Here is an 18,610-nt window from a genome sequence, read left to right on the forward strand (position 1 = left end):
AATTTAAGTTAGTCAATAAAAAAAGGATGCTCTATAAACGAACAACCTAAATATCATTTATTTCGCTTCTACAAACCTTATATTTCATGTGAACTTGCCCGATTGTCGCTATGATGACTTGAATCACCGTTAGTTGTTCTGTAAGTTCTTAGATTTTCAAATGATTCATGTCATGCAATCGCAAACTGGGGTAGGTTTTAGTCAGCAGTTCCTCTTCATTTCTCTGCTTCTTCATTCGTATGAGATAGGTTTAAATGTCTTTACTCCCTATGGCTTTGAACTATGATTATTTGTTCTCATGAAACAGATTAATATCATAATTTTTTTTCATCATATTAAAGACATGATGTCTATTTTTCCACTCATCCTCTTTTTTCCACAAGTCCTTACTCTTATCGATGATCTCGCATCTAAGTGCATGATATTCTTTTTCCGCTTTATCACGCTTCTGTTGTAACAGGACCATATATCCATAAAAGCCAATCAACGTTACCATACTGTATAAATTGAATGGATGATTAATATAAACAGAAAAAACAGAAGCAAATGAATAGGAATAAGGTAAATAAAATTGATAATACACAAAAATCACATAAGCAAATGATAGAAATACAACTAGCCACATAATAACCAAATGCCACTCTTTCAAGTGATCATATTTCGCTTTTCTTTCAACTACTTTTTGAAGCATTTGTCTCGTTGCTTGGTCTGTTCTTTCATCTAGTTGATTAATTGCTGTTTCCATAAAATCCCCCCAGTCATAGCTATGCTTGCCCACATTATATGATTGGAGGAGTGGATTCATGACTAGTCGAGGGGAATCCTTAATACTTGGCCAACGTAAATTTCCTCAGATGGCAAATTATTAGCAGCCTTAATTTTTGCAATCCCATCAGGTGACTTATAATAATTCATAGCGATTCTATACATTGTTTCTTGTGATTGAACCGTATGCTGAACAACTTTTGTTGCTTGTTTTTTTGCTTCCTCTTCTTTCGCCTTTTGTTCTGCTAATTCCTTCTCTTTTTGTACAGCTTCTTCTCGTGCTTTCTTTTCAGCCTCTTCCTTTTCTTTTTTGGCTGCTTCTTCTTTTGCTTTCTTCTCTGCTTCCTCTTGTTTTTTTCGTTCAGCTTCTTCTTGTTCTTTTAATTTTGCCTCTTCAGCTGCTTTCTCCTTTTCTTGTTCTTCCTTATCTTCTTCCTTATCATCAGGGGCGGCTGCAACATTTTGTGATGACCCATTATTACTGCTATTTGATATACCAACAGTTTCAAAATCTTCTTTTTCTGCTGAAGTTGAAGACTGATCAGCTAGCATAGGAACAAGATAATAAACAGACAAAGCCACTATTGGTACCATAATAAAAAATGCTGCAAGTAAACGAATGAGTGGGTAGTCCAACTTTTTATCCACTGTTTGTTTTTCTTTAGTACTGCTGATCTCCGCCATTGACAACTCTTCACTAACATTTACTTTTTGTAATCTTTGGCGATCTCTCTTTGCCTTCTCCCGATATGATGCCTCTCTATTCATCTATCTTCCCTTCCTGCTCTTTGACTTTTATATATATATAACCCCAATAAACAATCAATAATAAAGTGCATAATAATTGTCGCTAACAAATTACCAGTTAATTCATATATCCAACCAATGAAGAAACTCAATAAAACGACATTTAAAAATAAGAACCATTGAAATAAATAACGATAATGGACAAGAGCAAAGATTAAACTAGTCACTATCAACCCAAAGTGAGTTTGCAGCACACCTCTAAATAACACTTCCTCACTAAAGGCAATAATTAACGTAATTACTACGATATGGGCTGGTGATAGTGAGCTGAATATCCTTATATTTACCCCACCATCATTATAATAGGAGGGAGGTAGGACCCGCATCCCTATTATATCAAGCATGACAATGACTAATCCTGATAATATACCAATCGCAATAGATGGTCCATCCCATTGAAATAGCGCAAAAAAAGAATCCCATGAATGAAAGAGAAATAGGCCAATAACCAATGCAATGAAAAGTAATAACACTTGTGTTAAATATAAATGAAATCTTAATTCTTTATCAGATAACAAACGAATGGTTTCTTCATATTTACTCTTCATTTTTGGATGTCTCACTTAATAAAATGTCTTGTAGGATCTCTTCCCAATTTTCATATAAAGGCATTATCCCTAGCTCTTCAGTTTGCAGATCAGGGTAGTTGCTACCATTACAATGATCGCAGCATTCTCCTATATTTAATGTCGGCTCTTCACCAAAATAGTGTAAGATTTTTTCTCGCCTACATGTGGAACTATGAATATATTGATAAACAGTTTGAATGGCTCCTAATTTAAGCTGGAATTGTTTATTCATAATCACCTTTAGTTCATCTAAGGAACTTGCCTCCTTATGATCAAGGATAGCATTACGATGAAAATCCTTTAATATTCGCATAGATGTTTCACTAAGATTAGCAATTACTGTTAAATCCTCTTCGTATTTTTCTAACTCCCACCACCTTAGGGAATCTGTTAAAAAAAAACGTTTTAAATTCTCCATTTGACTATCATTAATTAGTTCTGATTCTACCAACTGCATCGGCAGCTGTTCATCAAAAGGTGCATATAACAGTAAAGCAAGACTAGGCTTGCCATCTCTCCCAGCTCTACCAATTTCCTGTAAATATGATTCCATATTCATTGGCATATGAAAATGAATAACATAACGAATATTTTCTTTATTAATCCCCATGCCAAATGCACTTGTTGCACATATCACATCGAGTTGGTTATGAATGTATTGTTGCTGAATAAGTATTCTTTCTTCATGATTCAATCCGCCATGATAGATGCTCACTCTTTTTATCCCATTCTCTTTTAATGATTGTGCACAAACTTCTGCCGTTTTTTTACTAGAAAAATAAATAATACCTGGACCATGTAAAGCTCTTACCCTCTTAATTAACACATCGATTTTCTCTTGATAGCTTTCAACTTTCTCAACATGTAAAGAGATATTTGGTCGGTCAACTGAATAAAGAATATCAATACTGTTTTGCATGTTTAAAGATTGTTTAATATCCTGTTTCACCTTATCAGTTGCCGTAGCCGTTAACGCCAATATAGGCGGATGTCCTAACTCCTTCATTACAGAGCCAATAGCTAAATAGTCCGGTCTGAAATCATGTCCCCATTGAGAAATACAATGAGCTTCATCGACAACAAGTAATGTAATATGAAGCTCACTCAATCTCTCCATGAATAATTTTGATTGCAGCATTTCAGGTGAAGTAAAAATAAACTTATACTGGTGCAAATTTTTAAGTGCATACATTTTTTTTTGGTAATTTAAAAAAGAATTAAATGCGATAGCCCGTTTTTCCCCAATCAATAGTAATTGGTCTACCTGATCCTGCATTAAGGAAAGAAGTGGAGAAATAATTAAAGTTGTGCCTGGGAGCATAAATGTTGGAAGTTGATAACATAAAGACTTCCCAGAACCAGTTGGGAGCATGGCTAACGTATGCTTACCGGCCACTACCGCTTTTATTGTTTCTTCTTGTCCATCTCTAAAAGACGTATAACCAAATTTTTCTCTCAGTAATTGTTTCATTATACGCTCACCGCACTTTTATGTTTAGCTAGTACAAGCCGTATCTGAAAATAGCTTGCTTCAGGAACTGATTGACGGATATATTTTAGCTGCTTTATTCCGTTCGTTGAAGTTTTTATAATGTTTCTTTGTACTTCTGGTGGAACATATACATCTATATTAAAAGACGAATCAACAATGGCCAATTCCACAATATGATCTTCAATTGTTCCTTGTTTTAATTTTCTTATTTTAATAATATCCTCAATATCGTATCCTTGATTTAAATAGATAGCTGTTTTTCTTGTTGATTGTGTTAGCTGTAACCACTCATTTGTCTCTTTTGTCTCTAATATTTGCTCGAGTAACGGATAAGAGGTGTTATTTTCTTTTACTTCAGTTAATATCATGTGAATCACATTTGTAAAATGTAACTGATAGGTTAACATTGACATTTGCAACTGTTCGGCTGCCTGCTGCTGTGTTAAGCCAATTCGATTACTTCCTGTTAACCTTAGAATGAGAATAAGAGGGTCAATTTTTTTATTCGTTAAAATTTGTTGTAACTCCTTAAACAGTTGTGTTGCCAACTCATGGCGATTGATTCTATTCCTTTGAATAAAGTTCTTTAACCAATCAAGATCAGGTTTATTATTTTGAATAGGGAGATACCTTCCGTTATATGCGACTAGGTTAGAAATTACTTGAACCATAAGAGAAAGGCGCTCCCAAAAAAGTTTGTCCATCCGGTTATATGACCAGCCATTGAGATAGCTAGGTATGATTGGTTCAGCAAACTCTTGGAGATACATATCCCCTTTTTCCGTCATTCGATAAGACCCCTCACCAAGACAAGTGACATATTTCTCCTCTAAAAGATGATCTAATATTTGATTAAATTCCTCTCTTGCCAAATGGGGTAACACATGAAAGTATTGCTTCAAGTGAAATAAATGAGCATCTTGTATTGTTTGAGATGACTTTTTGCCATTAAGCAAATGTAAAATGGCATAAGCAGTTCTCTGATTCTCAATTGATTTTAGACAAAATAAGACCAATTTCTGAATAACGCTCACATTTCTCTCCCCTTTATTCATTGACTAATTAGTTTTTAGAATAGCATTTCCGTGGTGAATTTGCAGACTTTTTCGACATTATTTTAATTTTTTTTGTTGAATTTCATTGTATCATGAAACCGTTATATACGTGATAATATCAGTCAATTTTTCATCATGAACAAGATGAAAAGTCCCACCATAGACTATTCTAGATGGTAGATTTTTATTGAAATGTTTACAAGACAGATTTACAATAGAACATGTGGTAAGTGTTTCGGCAGATATTTTCGTGCTTTAACATGAAAAAGATTTTAAATAGGAGGTTATTCCATGGCGAAGTATACAATTGTTGACAAAGAAACATGTATTGCTTGTGGCGCATGTGGTGCGGCAGCTCCAGACATTTATGATTACGATGATGAGGGCATCGCATTTGTAACACTAGATGATAATGAAGGAATTGTTGAAATTCCCGATGTTCTTATAGAAGATATGATGGATGCATTTGAAGGCTGTCCAACTGACTCAATAAAAGTCGCAGACGATGCCTTTGATGGTGATCCGTTAAAATACGAATAGAACAAAAAGAAATCTAATTGTAAAAAAAGAAAACGAGTAAATCCTATTTTAGGGATTTGCTCGTTTTTTCTATGAGCTACAGGGAATCACATACTCGTATACTCATTCGAATAAAAATCGTTCCCTTCATCAATTATCCAGTTGGAATTAAAATAGTAGTTATCGAGGATTGCATATGAGTTCATTGGTGCTTTTACGAATGATGTAATATGATGGATAAGAGTGACAATTCTACTTAAGCGGCATAAAATTATATATTAAAAGGCATCTAACTTTTCAAAGTTAGATGCCTCCTTTATAAATTAAGCAATCGTATTTAGCGATCTTTGTTTATTAATCCAATTACTCATCTTAGCAAATACAAGCATAAATACCGATGCCATTAAAATTCCTTTAATAAAGTTAAAAGGTAGAATAAACATGACTGCAGTTGAACGCATTTCTGGTCCTGACATAGCGGGCATATTTAAAAACATTGTATAGGCAGGTAAAAAGACGAAATAATTAAGCAAACTCATGGATACAGCCATTACACTTGTGCCAATGATTAATCCTATTGTCATACCTTTTTTGGATTTCATCTTTGTATAAACATAATAGGTTGGCAAAATAAATAATAAACCTGCTACAAAGTTAGCAATATGACCAACAGGTACACCAGTAGCACTTCCCGTCATAAAATAATCCAACACATTTTTAAACAATTCGACCAGTATTCCCGCAATCGGACCAAATATTAACGCAGCCACTAAAGCAGGGATATCACTAAAGTCAATCATCAAAAAGTTCGGAAACGGTGGTAATGGAAAGTTTAACAACATAAGAATATACGCGATACTACTCAACATACCGATTGCAACAAAAGCTTTGACATTTAACTTCTTCAATTTTCCTCTCTCCTTTTAGGCTATCTCTCCTATAGAAGAAAGGTTCAGCAAATAAGCGTCTTTGCATAACAAAACCCTCAAGTAAACTTGAGGGAGAATTGAACAAAGACATTCTTAATAAACGTTCTTGTAGTGTATACTTTGAACGTTAGCAGAACCTCCATCTTCTCCCATCCAGACTTTACTGTCGGCTTTGGATTCTCACCAAATCCTGCCCAATACAAACGCTTCGTGCTAATTGCACTCCACTTTTAGGCTCGCGGGCTTAAAGTATAAATACTTATCACCGCCGGTCGGGAATTTCACCCTGCCCCGAAGATAGACCATATTTATTTGACAACTTCATTATACTGAAAAATAATTCATTTGTGAAGCCTAAAATAGTAAATATCTCGAATTAAAAACATTCCTTTCATTATGCACATTTGTCTTCAGGAGATAAAATTTTCTTTCCACGAAGATCGTTTTATTTTACTACATTAAAGCGTTTCCATTTTAAACACAAACAATAAATCCAATTGACAGAATAATATTCGTCTTGTAAAATAATCAGATAATTAAGTAACCAACTTAGGAGGGTTCATACATGTATCAAATATTAGTGGCTGATGCCATTAGTGAAGAAGGCTTATACCCTTTACTTAACGACACAAATGCTGAAATTATTCAAAAGAAAACCGACGATCCCGAGGTTGATTTATCAACTATTGAGGCTTTGTTAGTACGGAGTGCCACGAAAGTAACGGATGAATTAATGGCGGAGATGCCAAAGTTAAAAATTATTGCAAGAGCAGGTGTGGGTGTCGATAATATTGATGTTCCAGCAGCAACTAAAAGAGGCATTATCGTCATAAATGCACCAGACGGAAACACAATTTCTACGGCAGAGCATACTTTTGCTATGATGGCCTCCCTTATGAGAAATATTCCTCAAGCACATAGCTCAGTTAAGAATTTGGAATGGAAAAGAAATCAGTATGTAGGTACTGAACTATTCGGTAAAAGTCTTGGTATTGTTGGTATGGGAAGAATCGGGAGTGAAATCGCCAAGCGAGCAAAAGTATTTGGTATGAGTGTGTTAGTATTCGATCCCTTTTTAACGAAAGAACGTGCAGCAAAACTCGGTGTAGAATCTAGTACATTAGATGAAATACTGCAAAGATCTGATATTATTACGGTTCATACTCCACTTACACCTGAAACAAGAGGGATTATCAATGAAGAGGCATTGAAAAAAACAAAAAAAGGCGTTCGCTTACTTAACTGTGCCCGTGGTGGTATCATTGATGAGCAAGATTTAGCTAAATATGTGGCTAATGGACATGTTGGAGGAGTTGCATTAGACGTATTTGAAACTGAACCACCTGGTGAACACCCACTTTTGAAATATGAAAATGTCATTGTAACGCCACATTTAGGTGCGTCAACAAAAGAAGCACAATTAAATGTAGCAACACAAGTTGCTCAAGAAGTTCGGACTTACTTTGAAGGAAATCCAGTATCTAATTCAATTAACTTACCAGCTATCTCCAAAGACATTTATGAAAAAATACAACCTTTTTACCAAATCTCTAAACAAATCGGAAATATTTTAACTCAATGTGTTAAAGAAGGGGTACATGAACTCTCTATTACTTACTCTGGTTCAGTGACAGATTTAGAAACTGCATACTTAACAAAAGCAATGCTGTCCGGTTTCTTCAAAGGTAGAATTGACGTTAACGTGAATGAGGTTAATGCATTACTCACTGCAAAAGAGCGTGGTATCACTGTTGGAGAAAAGATTTCCACCGATGCATTTGGCTATGACAACTGCATTTCGGTCACAGCAAAAGGAGAAGAAAATGCATTTACAGTTAGAGGAACCTTTATTGATCATTATGGGCCAAGAATTGTCTATTTAAACGGGTTTAATATTGACTTCTTACCAGAAGGTAACCTTCTTTATATTCAACATATGGACAGACCTGGTGTTATTGGCCACGTAGGTCAAGTCCTTGGCGATCACCATATTAATATTGCCACAATGCAAGTAGGTCGTAAACAAGCAGGTGGAGAAGCGATTATGGTGCTAGCTTTTGACAAACCACTAAGTGACAAAGAGCTTTCCTTATTGAACAACTTAGATGAGATTGTTTCTATTAATCCTATTATTTTATAATTCCTTTTTGTAGAGAGTGGCCCTCAGTCGACCACTCTTTTTTATATTTAGGATAAAAGTAAAAGTCATTCACAACACAAACAGATTCCAATTAGAACCTGTTCATTTTATGAATGACTTTTTTAAATTGAGCACTATTCATCATTATTCCTAGCCTAAAGGGTATTCTTTACGTTCACCTTTTGAAAAAGTCATGATGGATGAATATCCAATTTCTTTTGCTAATGCAAGCGATTGATCAAAGTCTGCACCAACATGCTCGGGAAAATGAGCATCAGACGATAGAACGATTGGTATATTCTTCTCAAAACATTTTCGTAATAATCTTGGATCTGGATATAGCTCACCCACAGGTTTTCTTAAACCAGCACTACTAATTTCCACGCATGTTTTTGATTGTGCTAAAGCATCAGTTGCTCTTTCATATTGTTCTAATAGAAACTCTTCATCCTGAGGAACATACTTAAAAATCTTCACTAAGTCAATATGGCCGACAATATCAAATAGATTAGATTGAGCCAAAGTAACTATCTGATCATAATATTTACGATATACATCATAAAGATCGCGTCGTTCCCATTCCTTTTTGTACTCAGCTAAATCTATGCCAAAGTCACCTACCCAATGGACAGAGCCAATCACATAATCAAAATCATATGATTGAATGAATTTCTCCATTTCCTTATGCTTTCCAGGTGTATAATCCATTTCAATGGACATTTTTACATCTATTTCTTTATTCCATGCTTGGTGAAATAATGATACATAATCCTTCATATCATAATATCGTCTTTCATTTACCCATTTATTTTGCAGAATATCTGCCGTTTGGTAAAAGTGATAAGCATGTTCAGAAATACCAAATGAACCAATATTTTTATTATTAGCCGCGTTTGTAAATTGTTCTAAATAGTCTAATGTAAGTGTACCGTTCTCTAAATGATTATGATAATCCGTTAACATTTTGCCTGCCTCCTCAATTGTATGTAACAATTATACGCCTTAAAAGAGGCATGGACAATGAGATTTAACTATTTTTTTAGAATAATCAATACTTAAATGGCGTCAAATTATTTTGATTGAAAAAAGATGCGATTTTTTAAAAAAATACAACCTTTTCATTTATTTTCATATTACATGTACGTACCTTGTATGTATTCCTTTCAATTTAGGGAACCTGTAATATTTGATTAGGATATATGTTTTCTGTCCGCAATCCATTCTTATTTACCAATTCTGCTACCGTCACATTATACCTTTCACTAATCGACCATAACGTATCTCCTGTTTTCACTTCATACGTATCCATATGAGGTCCGTTCATTTTTCCTGAAACAAGTATCGTATCCTCATCGTGATTAAATACTAAAAAAGGATCAAGCGCATTCTCCTTAGAAAAGGTCCATTCGTTTGCGTGAACTTCAAAATGCAAATGAACCCCTGAGGAATCACCGGTATTCCCCATCTCTCCTATTGTATCGCCTGCTGAAATCACTTCACCTTCAAATACTAAACGCTTTTTCAAATGAGCATAAATGGTTTCTGTATCGTTATGATGCTGTATAAACACAACATTACCATATGTATCAGAGTAATATGATCTTGTAACTACTCCACTATCCACTGAGTGAATAGGTGTACCTATCTCTGCAGCAATATCAATCCCTTTATGATGTCCTCCTCTAGTTCCATATGTATCTGTGATGACCCCTTCTACTGGCCATACCCAATTTTTTGTTTTTTCTGGCCAAGAGTCTGCTAAAGCATTTTTTTCACTACTGAATATTAAAAAAAGAAAACATATACTTCCGAACATGAATAAACGGCTTACTTTATACTTCAAAACTTTGCCTCCTATAGCGGTTATATTATATAGACAAATTAATTACTCTATGATTACGACAAATCCTGCCAAAAAACACATCCATTACTATGTACGAGTTTTTTAAAAATATGTATATAAAAATAAATTTTTCTTTTTTTAATGTAGCACCTTATTTTAAAATTATAGTTATGAGTGTTTTACTTTTTTCAATATTACCTTTGTCAAAAACGCAAAAAAGTTGGTAATATTAGACTTTTACAGTCATAATTACCAACTCTTTATTCTTTCTTATGGTAAATCCCTTTTATTAGGTGCTACCGGCACTTGAATTTCTTTTTCTAAATCAAACCGACCAATTTGATCAATTTCGGTATTTTCCAACTTAACCTCATTATATTCAAATTCCTTGGCTGTTAATAGAATCGCTTCAATCGTATATAAAGTTTCCTCATCATTCTTTATATCGGCATCATCTTCAAAAGTAATTAATAATTGTTCATCGGAAACGACTTCCGTTTCAAAGTCTATGTCATTAGGTATAGAAGCTTTCAGGTTATAAGTTTCAATCCCTTTTTTCATTGCTGCAAAAGCATCTGTCACTGAGTTTATTTTTTCTCTAAACGGAACAAGGAAAGGCGTTGTCCATTCTTCGTTAGGATAGTAAAAATAGTAAGCAGATTTATTAGACGTATCAACTTGATCTATTTCTTCTGTAAAGCCTTCATTTCCCATCTCTAGCCCTTGTTCACCATCTGTTAATAAATCGATTTTCTCTATATTAAAATCAGCCATCATATCCGTTAATATTTCTTTTATTGCTTCTGATTGACTGCTTGATGAAATATTTGTTGCAGCAGGAAAATCAACTGCAAGCACTTGATTTGAAGTATCATAATGAAAGTCCGCATTAAATGGGTTTAGCTCCCCTAACCCCCATTCAGCTTCTTTTAAATCTGACATATGATTAATGAATAATTCCATTTTAGAAAGATCTGCTTCTTTATTTACCATCACACTAATGGGAATAAAATTTTGAACATTATGATCCGGTATAGAATAAGTTAAAACTTCCTCTTGATCTTTAATATCTTCCGCATAGACTGCAGTTGGTTCAATTTGCTGTGTCACTGGTTGCTCATTATTATCATTGGCATTGGCCTCTTCTGACTGGTCATTTTGAGCATAAATTTCATCCGTCTGATCTATATCTTCTTGCGGAGTTACTTCTTCATCCTTTACTATGTCTTCCGTATTTTCTTGCGTATGATTACTCTCGTCATTTGTTATCTCATCGTTTACTTCCTTTTGTTGAGTCGCATTCGATGCCAATTGATTCTCTTGCTCGCTATCATCTATATTACTTCCGGCTGAATCTTGAAAATTGATCATGGTCGGAACGAGAATACATAACAATAAAACAGCAACTGCAGAAGCTACAGATGGGGTTAACCACCTTTTTCTTTTCTTCTGCACTTTAAATATCATCATTTGTTGATACATATCTTGCTTACTTATGTGGTTAGTAATTTTAGGAAGTTGTTTCAATAGTTCTTCGATGTGATCATCTTTCCAATCTTGTTTTTTCACTATTTAACCCCTCCTTTTCCCACATGTCAGACATGTTTTTCTTCAGAGCCTTTAATGCTCTGTGTTGCGTAGTTTTCACTTTACTTTCCGTCCAGCCTAGAGTTGCTGCCGTCTCAGCAATGGATAGTTCTTGAATATATCTCATTATAATAACCGTTCGTTGGTCCACTGAACACTTCTCCATGCACCGATATATCATTTGGATTTCCTGACTCTGCATAACTACTTCCTCTGGCATAGGGTGTTCATCTTTAATCTGTTGCTTTGACCAATCAAATTTTTCAATTATTTTTTGTTTCCAGCCTTTTTGTTTTCTAAATGAATCAATGGCCACATTCCTTGCAATTGAGAATAGCCATGTTTTTTCACTACTCTTGCCTTCGAATTTATCATATGACTTCAAAACTCTTATATATACTTCTTGCATAAGATCTTCTGCCAGCTCTCGATCTCTCACCATATAGAATAAGAATTGAAATACATCCTGATGGTATTTTGTATATAATTCATCGAAAACGGAGTCCAATAACTTCCCCTCCCCGTTCATAAATAATAGTCGTTATTAGAATTAAAAAAGTTACACTCTAACTATAGTATTAATGAAATTAAAATGGAAGGGTTTCTTTAGGAAATCTCTTTTTGCTTATTTCGCTTCTGTTTTCTGACATGAATGGTTTGCCAAATGCACATCGATTGTCTGAATCATCACATATCCAGCTCTTTTATACTTGTTAGAGATAAAATTCAAAAGAAGGCCTTATATTAATCCCATGTGGTATTGACATTCATACGTAAACAGGAATAAAAAAACCGAACACGCACTCTTAATTAGGAGTTCATGTCCGGTTTTTTTGAATCGCAGTTACTATATTTCATTTTTATGATTGGAATGTTCCTTATGAATCAAGAGAATTCGTCAAGAATAGCGCTGACTATTCATGACTTTTCGGAAGAAAGATGGAAAATGTCGTACCATGTCCAATTTTACTCTGAACAGTGATTTGACCTTTATGGGTATCGACAATATTTTTGGCAATTGCGAGGCCAAGCCCTGTTCCAGATCTTCCTCTTGTTCGTGCTTTATCTGCTTTATAAAACCTTTCAAATACAAATGGCAAATCTTCTTCTGGAATTCCAGATCCAGAATCAACAACCTCTATCATTAGCCCTTTTTCGTTACTACGTTGAACGACAGTGACTTGTCCACCTTCAGGAGTATGTCTAATAGCATTATCTATCAGATTGGTCAAGACTTGCTCCATCCGATCAGGATCAAAGCTTGCCCAAACCCCTTTATCTTCCAATGACTCAGCTAATATAATTTTCTTTTCAGCCGCCAGTCTTTGAAACTTTCTAGTAACTTTTAGAATAAATGATTTTACTTCTACAGCTTCACGAATAAGCTGAATATGGCCAGCTTCCATCCTTGCGATATCTAGTAGTTCATTCACAAGTCTACTCATTCTTAACGATTCATCATAAATAACTTTAGCCATTTCTTTCTTTTCATCCTCAGTACCAGCGATGTCATCGACAATTGCTTCACTATACCCTTGCATTAAAGCAATTGGTGTCCGTAATTCATGAGAGACGTTGGCGATAAAATCTTTGCGTAATTTATCAAGTTGTCGTTCCTCTGTCATATCACGGATAACTGCAACAGCACCCCGAATATAGGTTTCATTATATAAAGGACTAATAATCATTACCCACGTTCGCCCTTGAATATTTACTTCACCTATACTTTCACTTTCTGTATTTACAGCTGTTTGGAACAACTCCATTACATAAGCAGGTACACTATTAGTGAGACCATCTTCACGTTCATAGGACCAATTACGCAGAAAACGGTCTGCGGGTGGATTTGTTATCACAATTTCACCATCTTTACTAAAGGTGAATACACCATCTGCCATACTGCTTAAAATACTAGATAATTGTTCTTTCTCTTGACTTAAAGCATCAATATTATATTTCAACTGCCGGCCCATCCGATTAAAGGTAATCGCTAAATCACCTATTTCATCTTTAGAAAGATAAGGTACTTTTGTATCAAAATTCCCTCGTGATGCTGCTGTGACGGCTTCTTTCATTTTTCTAAGTGGTGCAGTAATCCTCGTTGACAAGAAGAAGGCAAAAATAGTTGTTAAAATAATCGCTACCCCAGCGGCTAATAAAGTAAACTTAGTTGTTGACTCTGTTGTTTCTTGCATAACCTCCAAAGATTGATATATAAATACTGCACCATCACTTTCATTTGAAGGCGGAAGTGGGACCCCGCTAATCAGTATATCAGGATTATCTATATTTCCTTCTCCACCATTTGTTAAATAAGAAGACACCTTAGTAACTGATTCATTTTTTGTAAAAACAGCTTTTAAATCTGGGTCACCATGTAAATAGGATAGTGGCAACTCGAATGTTTGACTTTCATTGGGAGAATAGTACACTTGATCATCAGCAATAATAATTACTTTTGTCACTTCATCCACTAGCTCCCAAGCAATTTCCAGTCCTATTTCACGATCATGTTTTTCCAAGATCATTGCTATTTTATTGGCAGTTGCCTTCAATCCCTTTTCTGTTTGATCAATATGATAATTCTCAAAGAATTGCAGCAACATAACCGTTAAAATAAATAAGACAAAGGAGACCAGTATAAGAAAAGTTGCCCATAGTTTCCCTACAACACTATGCCATAACCTCATTCATTTACAACCTCAAACTTATAACCCACTCCCCAAACAGTAACAATCATTCTAGCGGCTTGCTCTGATACTTTGTTTAATTTTTCTCGCAACCTTTTTACATGTGTGTCTACTGTACGCAAGTCACCAAAGAATTCATAATGCCATACTTCTTTTAGTAACTGTTCACGATCAAATACTTTATCTGGTGCTTTAGCCAAAAAGTAAAGCAGCTCATATTCTTTAGGAGTCAAGCTGACTTCTTTACCATCTGCTAATACACGGTGAGCATCATTGTCTATTGTTAAATAAGGAAAGACAATGATATCTTTAGCAGTTGTTTCTGGTGGGACGTAAGAAGATTTAGACGACCTTCTTAGCAATGCCTTCACTCTTAAAACCACTTCTCTAGGACTAAAGGGCTTGACGATATAATCATCTGTACCTACTTCAAATCCTTGGACGCGATTTACTTCCTCACCTTTTGCCGTAAGCATAATGATTGGTGTTGTTTTCTTTTCTCTTATTTCTTTACAAACTTCTATCCCATCTTTACCTGGCATCATTAGATCTAAAAGAATGACATCATATTCATTTGTTAGGGCTTTATCTAGTGCCTCGTCACCATCTTCTGCTTCTTCAATAACATAGTCTTCTCTCTCTAAATACATTTTTAATAATCGGCGAATTCTCTCTTCATCATCAACAACTAAAACTTTTACTTCATTATCCATTTATAGCACTCCTTTAGAATGAAGATTATTTTCATAGAAAAAAGCCTTCACTCCACTACATGTGAAGTGAAGGCATAAAATCTAGCACTACCTTAATGCTCAATTCTATTTTAGCAAAATTTTCACGATCCTGCATAGGAATGCAACCCGGCAATAACTAAGTTGACAACAATTAAGTTAAACATGATAATAATAAACCCAATTACACCGAGCCAAGCAGATTTTTTACCATGCCAACCTTTTGATAATCTGAGGTGGAGGTATGCTGCATAGAATAACCAAGTAATTAATGCCCACACTTCTTTAGGATCCCAGCCCCAAAATCGCGACCAAGCGATCTGTGCCCATATCATGGCAAAAATTAACGCTCCTAATGTAAACACCGGAAAACCAATTAGGACAGATCGGTAACCTACTTCATCGACTAAATCTAAATTTACTCTCTTCGTTAGTGGTTGCAAGGCTAGCGTCATTCGTTTTCTAACAAATAACCTAAATAGCAAATAGAGAATTGCTCCTGTAAACAATGACCATAAAACAGTATTTAACTTTTTGGCATTAATGATACCAGGAGTCTCCACCAATGGGCTAAATTTATCCGGCGTTAAATGTTCACCTTCATGAGGCCCAACGAGAGCAGGTAAGTGATATTCTAACGTTTCTTCTACATTATTATTATCAACCCAATGAAACTCTGACTTATAGCCTGTTGCCCCAAATACGGAAGAAATGATAATAAAACCTAGTGTACAGACAACTCCAAAGAGAACAACTTCTAACCAGATTGCCTCTTTTGTTTTTTTCGTATGATCCACTGCTTTGATTAAATAGATTAAGCCAGCAACAAAGCTAATCGCTAAAATCGCTTGTCCTAACGCTGCTGTTGTTACATGGATATGAAGCCAATTACTTTGAAGAGATGGGACCAATGGTGTAATGTCCCTTGGGAACATGGCAGCATAACCAATAAGGAGAAGTGCCACTGGTAATGTAAATAACCCAAGGGCAGGAAGCTTATAAACAAAATAAATGACAATAAACGCCCCAACTAAACACATGCCAAAGAATGTTGTAAACTCAAATAAATTACTTACTGGTGCATGTCCAGCTGCTATCCATCTTGTAATAAAATAACCTACTTGACATATAAATCCGGCAATCGCTATCGTAACACCTATTTTTGCCCACTTATTTGGTCCATGATCTTTTTCTCTTGCTTTCTTGTCCTTAATCGAACCGGCAAAAAAAGCCGTGCCTACTAAATAGAGCAAAAAGGCGATAAATAATAAATTTCCACTTAATGCAACCATTATTACTCCTCCTTACCCTTCTTATTTGTTGTTTCATCTGATTGGTCAATCGGTTCTTGAATACCACTACCATCAAATACATGGGTGATCTCTCTCTTAAGTCCGTGCCAATTTTTATTTGTATGACCCGCAACTAAAACTTGATCTCCTAACCTTCTAACCCATATTCTGCGATGGTTCCAGTATGCACCTTGCACGACACCAATCATGAAGATGAGACCACCTATAGCTAGAATAGGAAGTGTTAAGTCTTTTCTTACGGTCAAAGCACTAACATTTTGCGTGTCTACTCCTTTAAAGGCCATCTTTAAGTCATTATCACCATATGGTTCAATCGTTTGTTGTATAGCAACGAAGCTAACTTCTCCATCAGGATGTTCGGGTGAGAACATTTTAAAGATAAACGCTGGGTTGTTCGGCACGCGTGATTTCGTGACTGGCTCTGAATTTTCATCAAATTCAAAATCAGGGAAATAGCTCATTAGCTCAACACTGTATCCATTTTCAAATGTATATTCATCTTGTGGGTTATGTAAATCAATCGTCATTTGACCAAATTCTTCATTTGTTTCTTTATTCGTTAAAGCAAACGACATTTCGCTTAGCTCACCTAGTTTATAGCTTTGTTGATAAAGAGCAAACTGTTCAAACTTTAAAGGTTCATTTACCCTTAATTCATAGTCTTCTAGCTTTTCTAGTTCTGGGTCTTGCCCTGCAATTGTTTCTCCAGATTCTTTGTAAAGACTCACATTTGTTTGAAAGTTCTTCGCGACTGTACCATTGTTTTCTATCGCTGTTGAAAACGCTTCATTTTCTTTTTCTTTTTCATAAGTTTCTAGAATAAATTCGTGATTTTCCAGATAATACTCGCCTTTTGTTTCTGGGATAACGACTGTTTCACCTTCACGGATCCATAGCAATTCGTCAACATACATTCCTGGCACAAAACGCAACATGCCTCCAATTAAAAAAATGATCAACCCAATATGGTTTATATAAGGGCCCCATCTTGAAAATCGATTTTTCTCAGCAAGTATACTCCCATTCTCTTCTCTTATGTTGTAGCGTTTTTCCTTTAGTTTCGCCTTGATTTTCTCAAATGAATCCTCTTCTACAGAAGCCAAGGTTGTAGCTCTATATAATCTTTGGCGTTTTAAAAACCCTTCATGCCGATCGACTCTTTGTTTTTTCAAGGCACGGTATAGAGGTACGACACGATCAAGACTACATATAACCAGAGATACGCCAATTGAAGCAATGAGCAATAAATACCACCATGAGCTATACAGGTTGTGAAATCCTAACGTATAATACACTTCCCCAGCAAACCCGTATTGATCCTCATAATAAACGGATGCATTTTCTGTAGGCGGTATATACATTTCTTGCGGGAAAATGGTACCAATTGCTGAAGCGGCTAATGTAATAATGATTAAAGTTACCCCTACTTTAACAGAAGAAAAGAAGTTCCATATTTTATCAATAATTGTTTTGTTGTACGTTTGTGACCTTCTCGCACTGCCCTCATAACGCATATCAACGAGCTTTTTACTTTTCTCTTCTTCTACTAACACACGACCGCATGATTCACATAGGACTGTACCATGAGGGTTTACATGGCCACATTCACACTTTACTTGTTTCATCATAAAAACTCCCCAATAATTACGGTTTGATTTGCGTCATAAAATCTTTTACCATTGGTTCTGTCAAAGTCCCCGTATGATATTTCACGACTTCACCTTCAGGATTAATGAGAAAAGTCGCAGGCAAAGGACCGATTCCATATGCTGCCTTTACATCTTCATTTTTATCAATGACTACCGGAAAAGTCATGCCATGTCTTTCAATAAACTTATTCACTGCTAGATTCGATTCACTTATGTTTACTGCGATTGTTTGAACCCCTTGATCTTTAAATTGTTCATATTGATTGTTGATAAATGGCATTTCTTTTTCGCAAGGCTTACACCAAGTACCCCAAAAGTTCAAAAAAACGCCTTGGCCTTTATAGTCAGATAATTGATGCTCTTTTCCATCCATATCGACTAATACAAAATCAGGAGCTTCTTTACCTATTTGTACTTTATGCACATTATCCTTATTAAAGTTTGCATATAGCGTGTAAGCAACGGCTGCAAATAGAATCACTAATATCGCTGTCCTCATAACGAGCCGTCGTTTTTTCATG

At 35.3% G+C, this 18,610-nt stretch carries 17 protein-coding genes and 1 riboswitch; of the genes, 2 read left to right on the forward strand and 15 right to left on the reverse strand.

Going from position 1 to position 18,610, the window contains the following annotated elements; all coding sequences use genetic code 11:
* Nucleotides 1-286 precede the first annotated feature (286 nt).
* The 5 genes from MKY26_RS09215 to MKY26_RS09235 all read right to left on the reverse strand — a co-directional run bounded on the left by MKY26_RS09215 (nt 287) and on the right by MKY26_RS09235 (nt 4,667).
* Nucleotides 287-745, reverse strand: a complete 459-nt coding sequence (locus MKY26_RS09215) for a YpbF family protein (protein WP_095372729.1) — start codon at nt 743-745, stop codon at nt 287-289.
* Between the two features lie 62 nt (nt 746-807).
* Nucleotides 808-1,533 (reverse strand): LysM peptidoglycan-binding domain-containing protein, encoded by a 726-nt coding sequence (locus MKY26_RS09220; protein ID WP_095372728.1) that lies wholly within the window; start codon nt 1,531-1,533, stop codon nt 808-810.
* Nucleotides 1,530-2,120: a CPBP family intramembrane glutamic endopeptidase gene (locus tag MKY26_RS09225; RefSeq protein WP_095372727.1), complete on the reverse strand. Its 591-nt coding sequence runs from the start codon at nt 2,118-2,120 to the stop codon at nt 1,530-1,532. Before MKY26_RS09225 ends, MKY26_RS09220 begins: the two co-directional genes overlap by 4 nt.
* Nucleotides 2,110-3,612, reverse strand: coding sequence for a RecQ family ATP-dependent DNA helicase (locus MKY26_RS09230; RefSeq protein ID WP_322909561.1), 1,503 nt, complete (start codon nt 3,610-3,612; stop codon nt 2,110-2,112). The genes MKY26_RS09225 and MKY26_RS09230 overlap by 11 nt, the downstream gene beginning before the upstream one ends.
* Nucleotides 3,612-4,667: a helix-turn-helix domain-containing protein gene (locus MKY26_RS09235; protein WP_322909562.1), complete on the reverse strand. Its 1,056-nt coding sequence runs from the start codon at nt 4,665-4,667 to the stop codon at nt 3,612-3,614. The genes MKY26_RS09230 and MKY26_RS09235 overlap by 1 nt, the downstream gene beginning before the upstream one ends.
* Nucleotides 4,668-4,979: 312 nt before the next feature.
* On the opposite strand from MKY26_RS09235, the gene MKY26_RS09240 reads away from it, so the two are divergent.
* Nucleotides 4,980-5,228 carry a ferredoxin gene (locus MKY26_RS09240; protein WP_095372725.1) on the forward strand — a complete coding sequence of 83 codons (249 nt, stop codon included), beginning with the start codon at nt 4,980-4,982 and terminating at the stop codon, nt 5,226-5,228.
* A gap of 302 nt (nt 5,229-5,530) precedes the next feature.
* Here the strand turns inward: MKY26_RS09240 and MKY26_RS09245 are convergent, their stop codons facing one another.
* On the reverse strand, nt 5,531-6,115 hold the full coding sequence (locus MKY26_RS09245) for an ECF transporter S component (protein ID WP_095372724.1): 585 nt from the start codon (nt 6,113-6,115) through the stop codon (nt 5,531-5,533).
* A 158-nt stretch (nt 6,116-6,273) separates the two neighbouring features.
* Nucleotides 6,274-6,439, reverse strand: a riboswitch (FMN riboswitch).
* 262 nt (nt 6,440-6,701) lie between these two features.
* Between MKY26_RS09245 and serA the strand changes: the two genes are divergently transcribed.
* On the forward strand, nt 6,702-8,276 hold the full coding sequence (gene serA / locus MKY26_RS09250; RefSeq protein ID WP_095372723.1) for a phosphoglycerate dehydrogenase: 1,575 nt from the start codon (nt 6,702-6,704) through the stop codon (nt 8,274-8,276).
* A gap of 150 nt (nt 8,277-8,426) precedes the next feature.
* On the opposite strand, the gene MKY26_RS09255 is transcribed toward serA, so the two are convergent.
* From MKY26_RS09255 to resA, 9 genes are all read right to left on the reverse strand, one after another.
* The gene (locus tag MKY26_RS09255) at nt 8,427-9,239 is read right to left on the reverse strand and encodes a histidinol-phosphatase (protein WP_095372722.1); all 813 of its coding nucleotides are present in this window, start codon (nt 9,237-9,239) and stop codon (nt 8,427-8,429) included.
* Between the two features lie 205 nt (nt 9,240-9,444).
* The gene (locus MKY26_RS09260) at nt 9,445-10,092 is read right to left on the reverse strand and encodes a peptidoglycan DD-metalloendopeptidase family protein (RefSeq protein ID WP_370873268.1); all 648 of its coding nucleotides are present in this window, start codon (nt 10,090-10,092) and stop codon (nt 9,445-9,447) included.
* A gap of 297 nt (nt 10,093-10,389) precedes the next feature.
* A complete protein-coding gene (locus MKY26_RS09265; protein WP_341096129.1) occupies nt 10,390-11,688 on the reverse strand; it encodes a hypothetical protein in 1,299 nt (432 codons plus the stop codon).
* Nucleotides 11,663-12,214, reverse strand: coding sequence for an RNA polymerase sigma factor SigX (gene sigX, locus MKY26_RS09270; RefSeq protein WP_095372719.1), 552 nt, complete (start codon nt 12,212-12,214; stop codon nt 11,663-11,665). Before sigX ends, MKY26_RS09265 begins: the two co-directional genes overlap by 26 nt.
* 406 nt (nt 12,215-12,620) lie before the next feature.
* Nucleotides 12,621-14,396 (reverse strand): ATP-binding protein, encoded by a 1,776-nt coding sequence (locus tag MKY26_RS09275; RefSeq protein ID WP_307313015.1) that lies wholly within the window; start codon nt 14,394-14,396, stop codon nt 12,621-12,623.
* Entirely contained in the window at nt 14,393-15,109 is a 717-nt protein-coding gene (locus tag MKY26_RS09280) for a response regulator transcription factor (RefSeq protein ID WP_095372717.1), read from the reverse strand. The genes MKY26_RS09275 and MKY26_RS09280 overlap by 4 nt, the downstream gene beginning before the upstream one ends.
* 122 nt (nt 15,110-15,231) lie before the next feature.
* Nucleotides 15,232-16,419 (reverse strand): c-type cytochrome biogenesis protein CcsB, encoded by a 1,188-nt coding sequence (gene ccsB / locus MKY26_RS09285; protein WP_095372716.1) that lies wholly within the window; start codon nt 16,417-16,419, stop codon nt 15,232-15,234.
* Nucleotides 16,420-16,421: 2 nt separating this feature from the next.
* A complete protein-coding gene (gene resB / locus MKY26_RS09290; RefSeq protein WP_341098682.1) occupies nt 16,422-18,065 on the reverse strand; it encodes a cytochrome c biogenesis protein ResB in 1,644 nt (547 codons plus the stop codon).
* 19 nt (nt 18,066-18,084) lie between these two features.
* The gene (resA, locus tag MKY26_RS09295; protein ID WP_307313012.1) at nt 18,085-18,609 is read right to left on the reverse strand and encodes a thiol-disulfide oxidoreductase ResA; all 525 of its coding nucleotides are present in this window, start codon (nt 18,607-18,609) and stop codon (nt 18,085-18,087) included.
* Nucleotide 18,610 lies beyond the last annotated feature (1 nt).

The sequence above is a fragment of the Cytobacillus sp. FSL R7-0680 genome, from assembly GCF_038009245.1.
Classification (GTDB): domain Bacteria; phylum Bacillota; class Bacilli; order Bacillales; family Cytobacillaceae; genus Cytobacillus; species Cytobacillus kochii.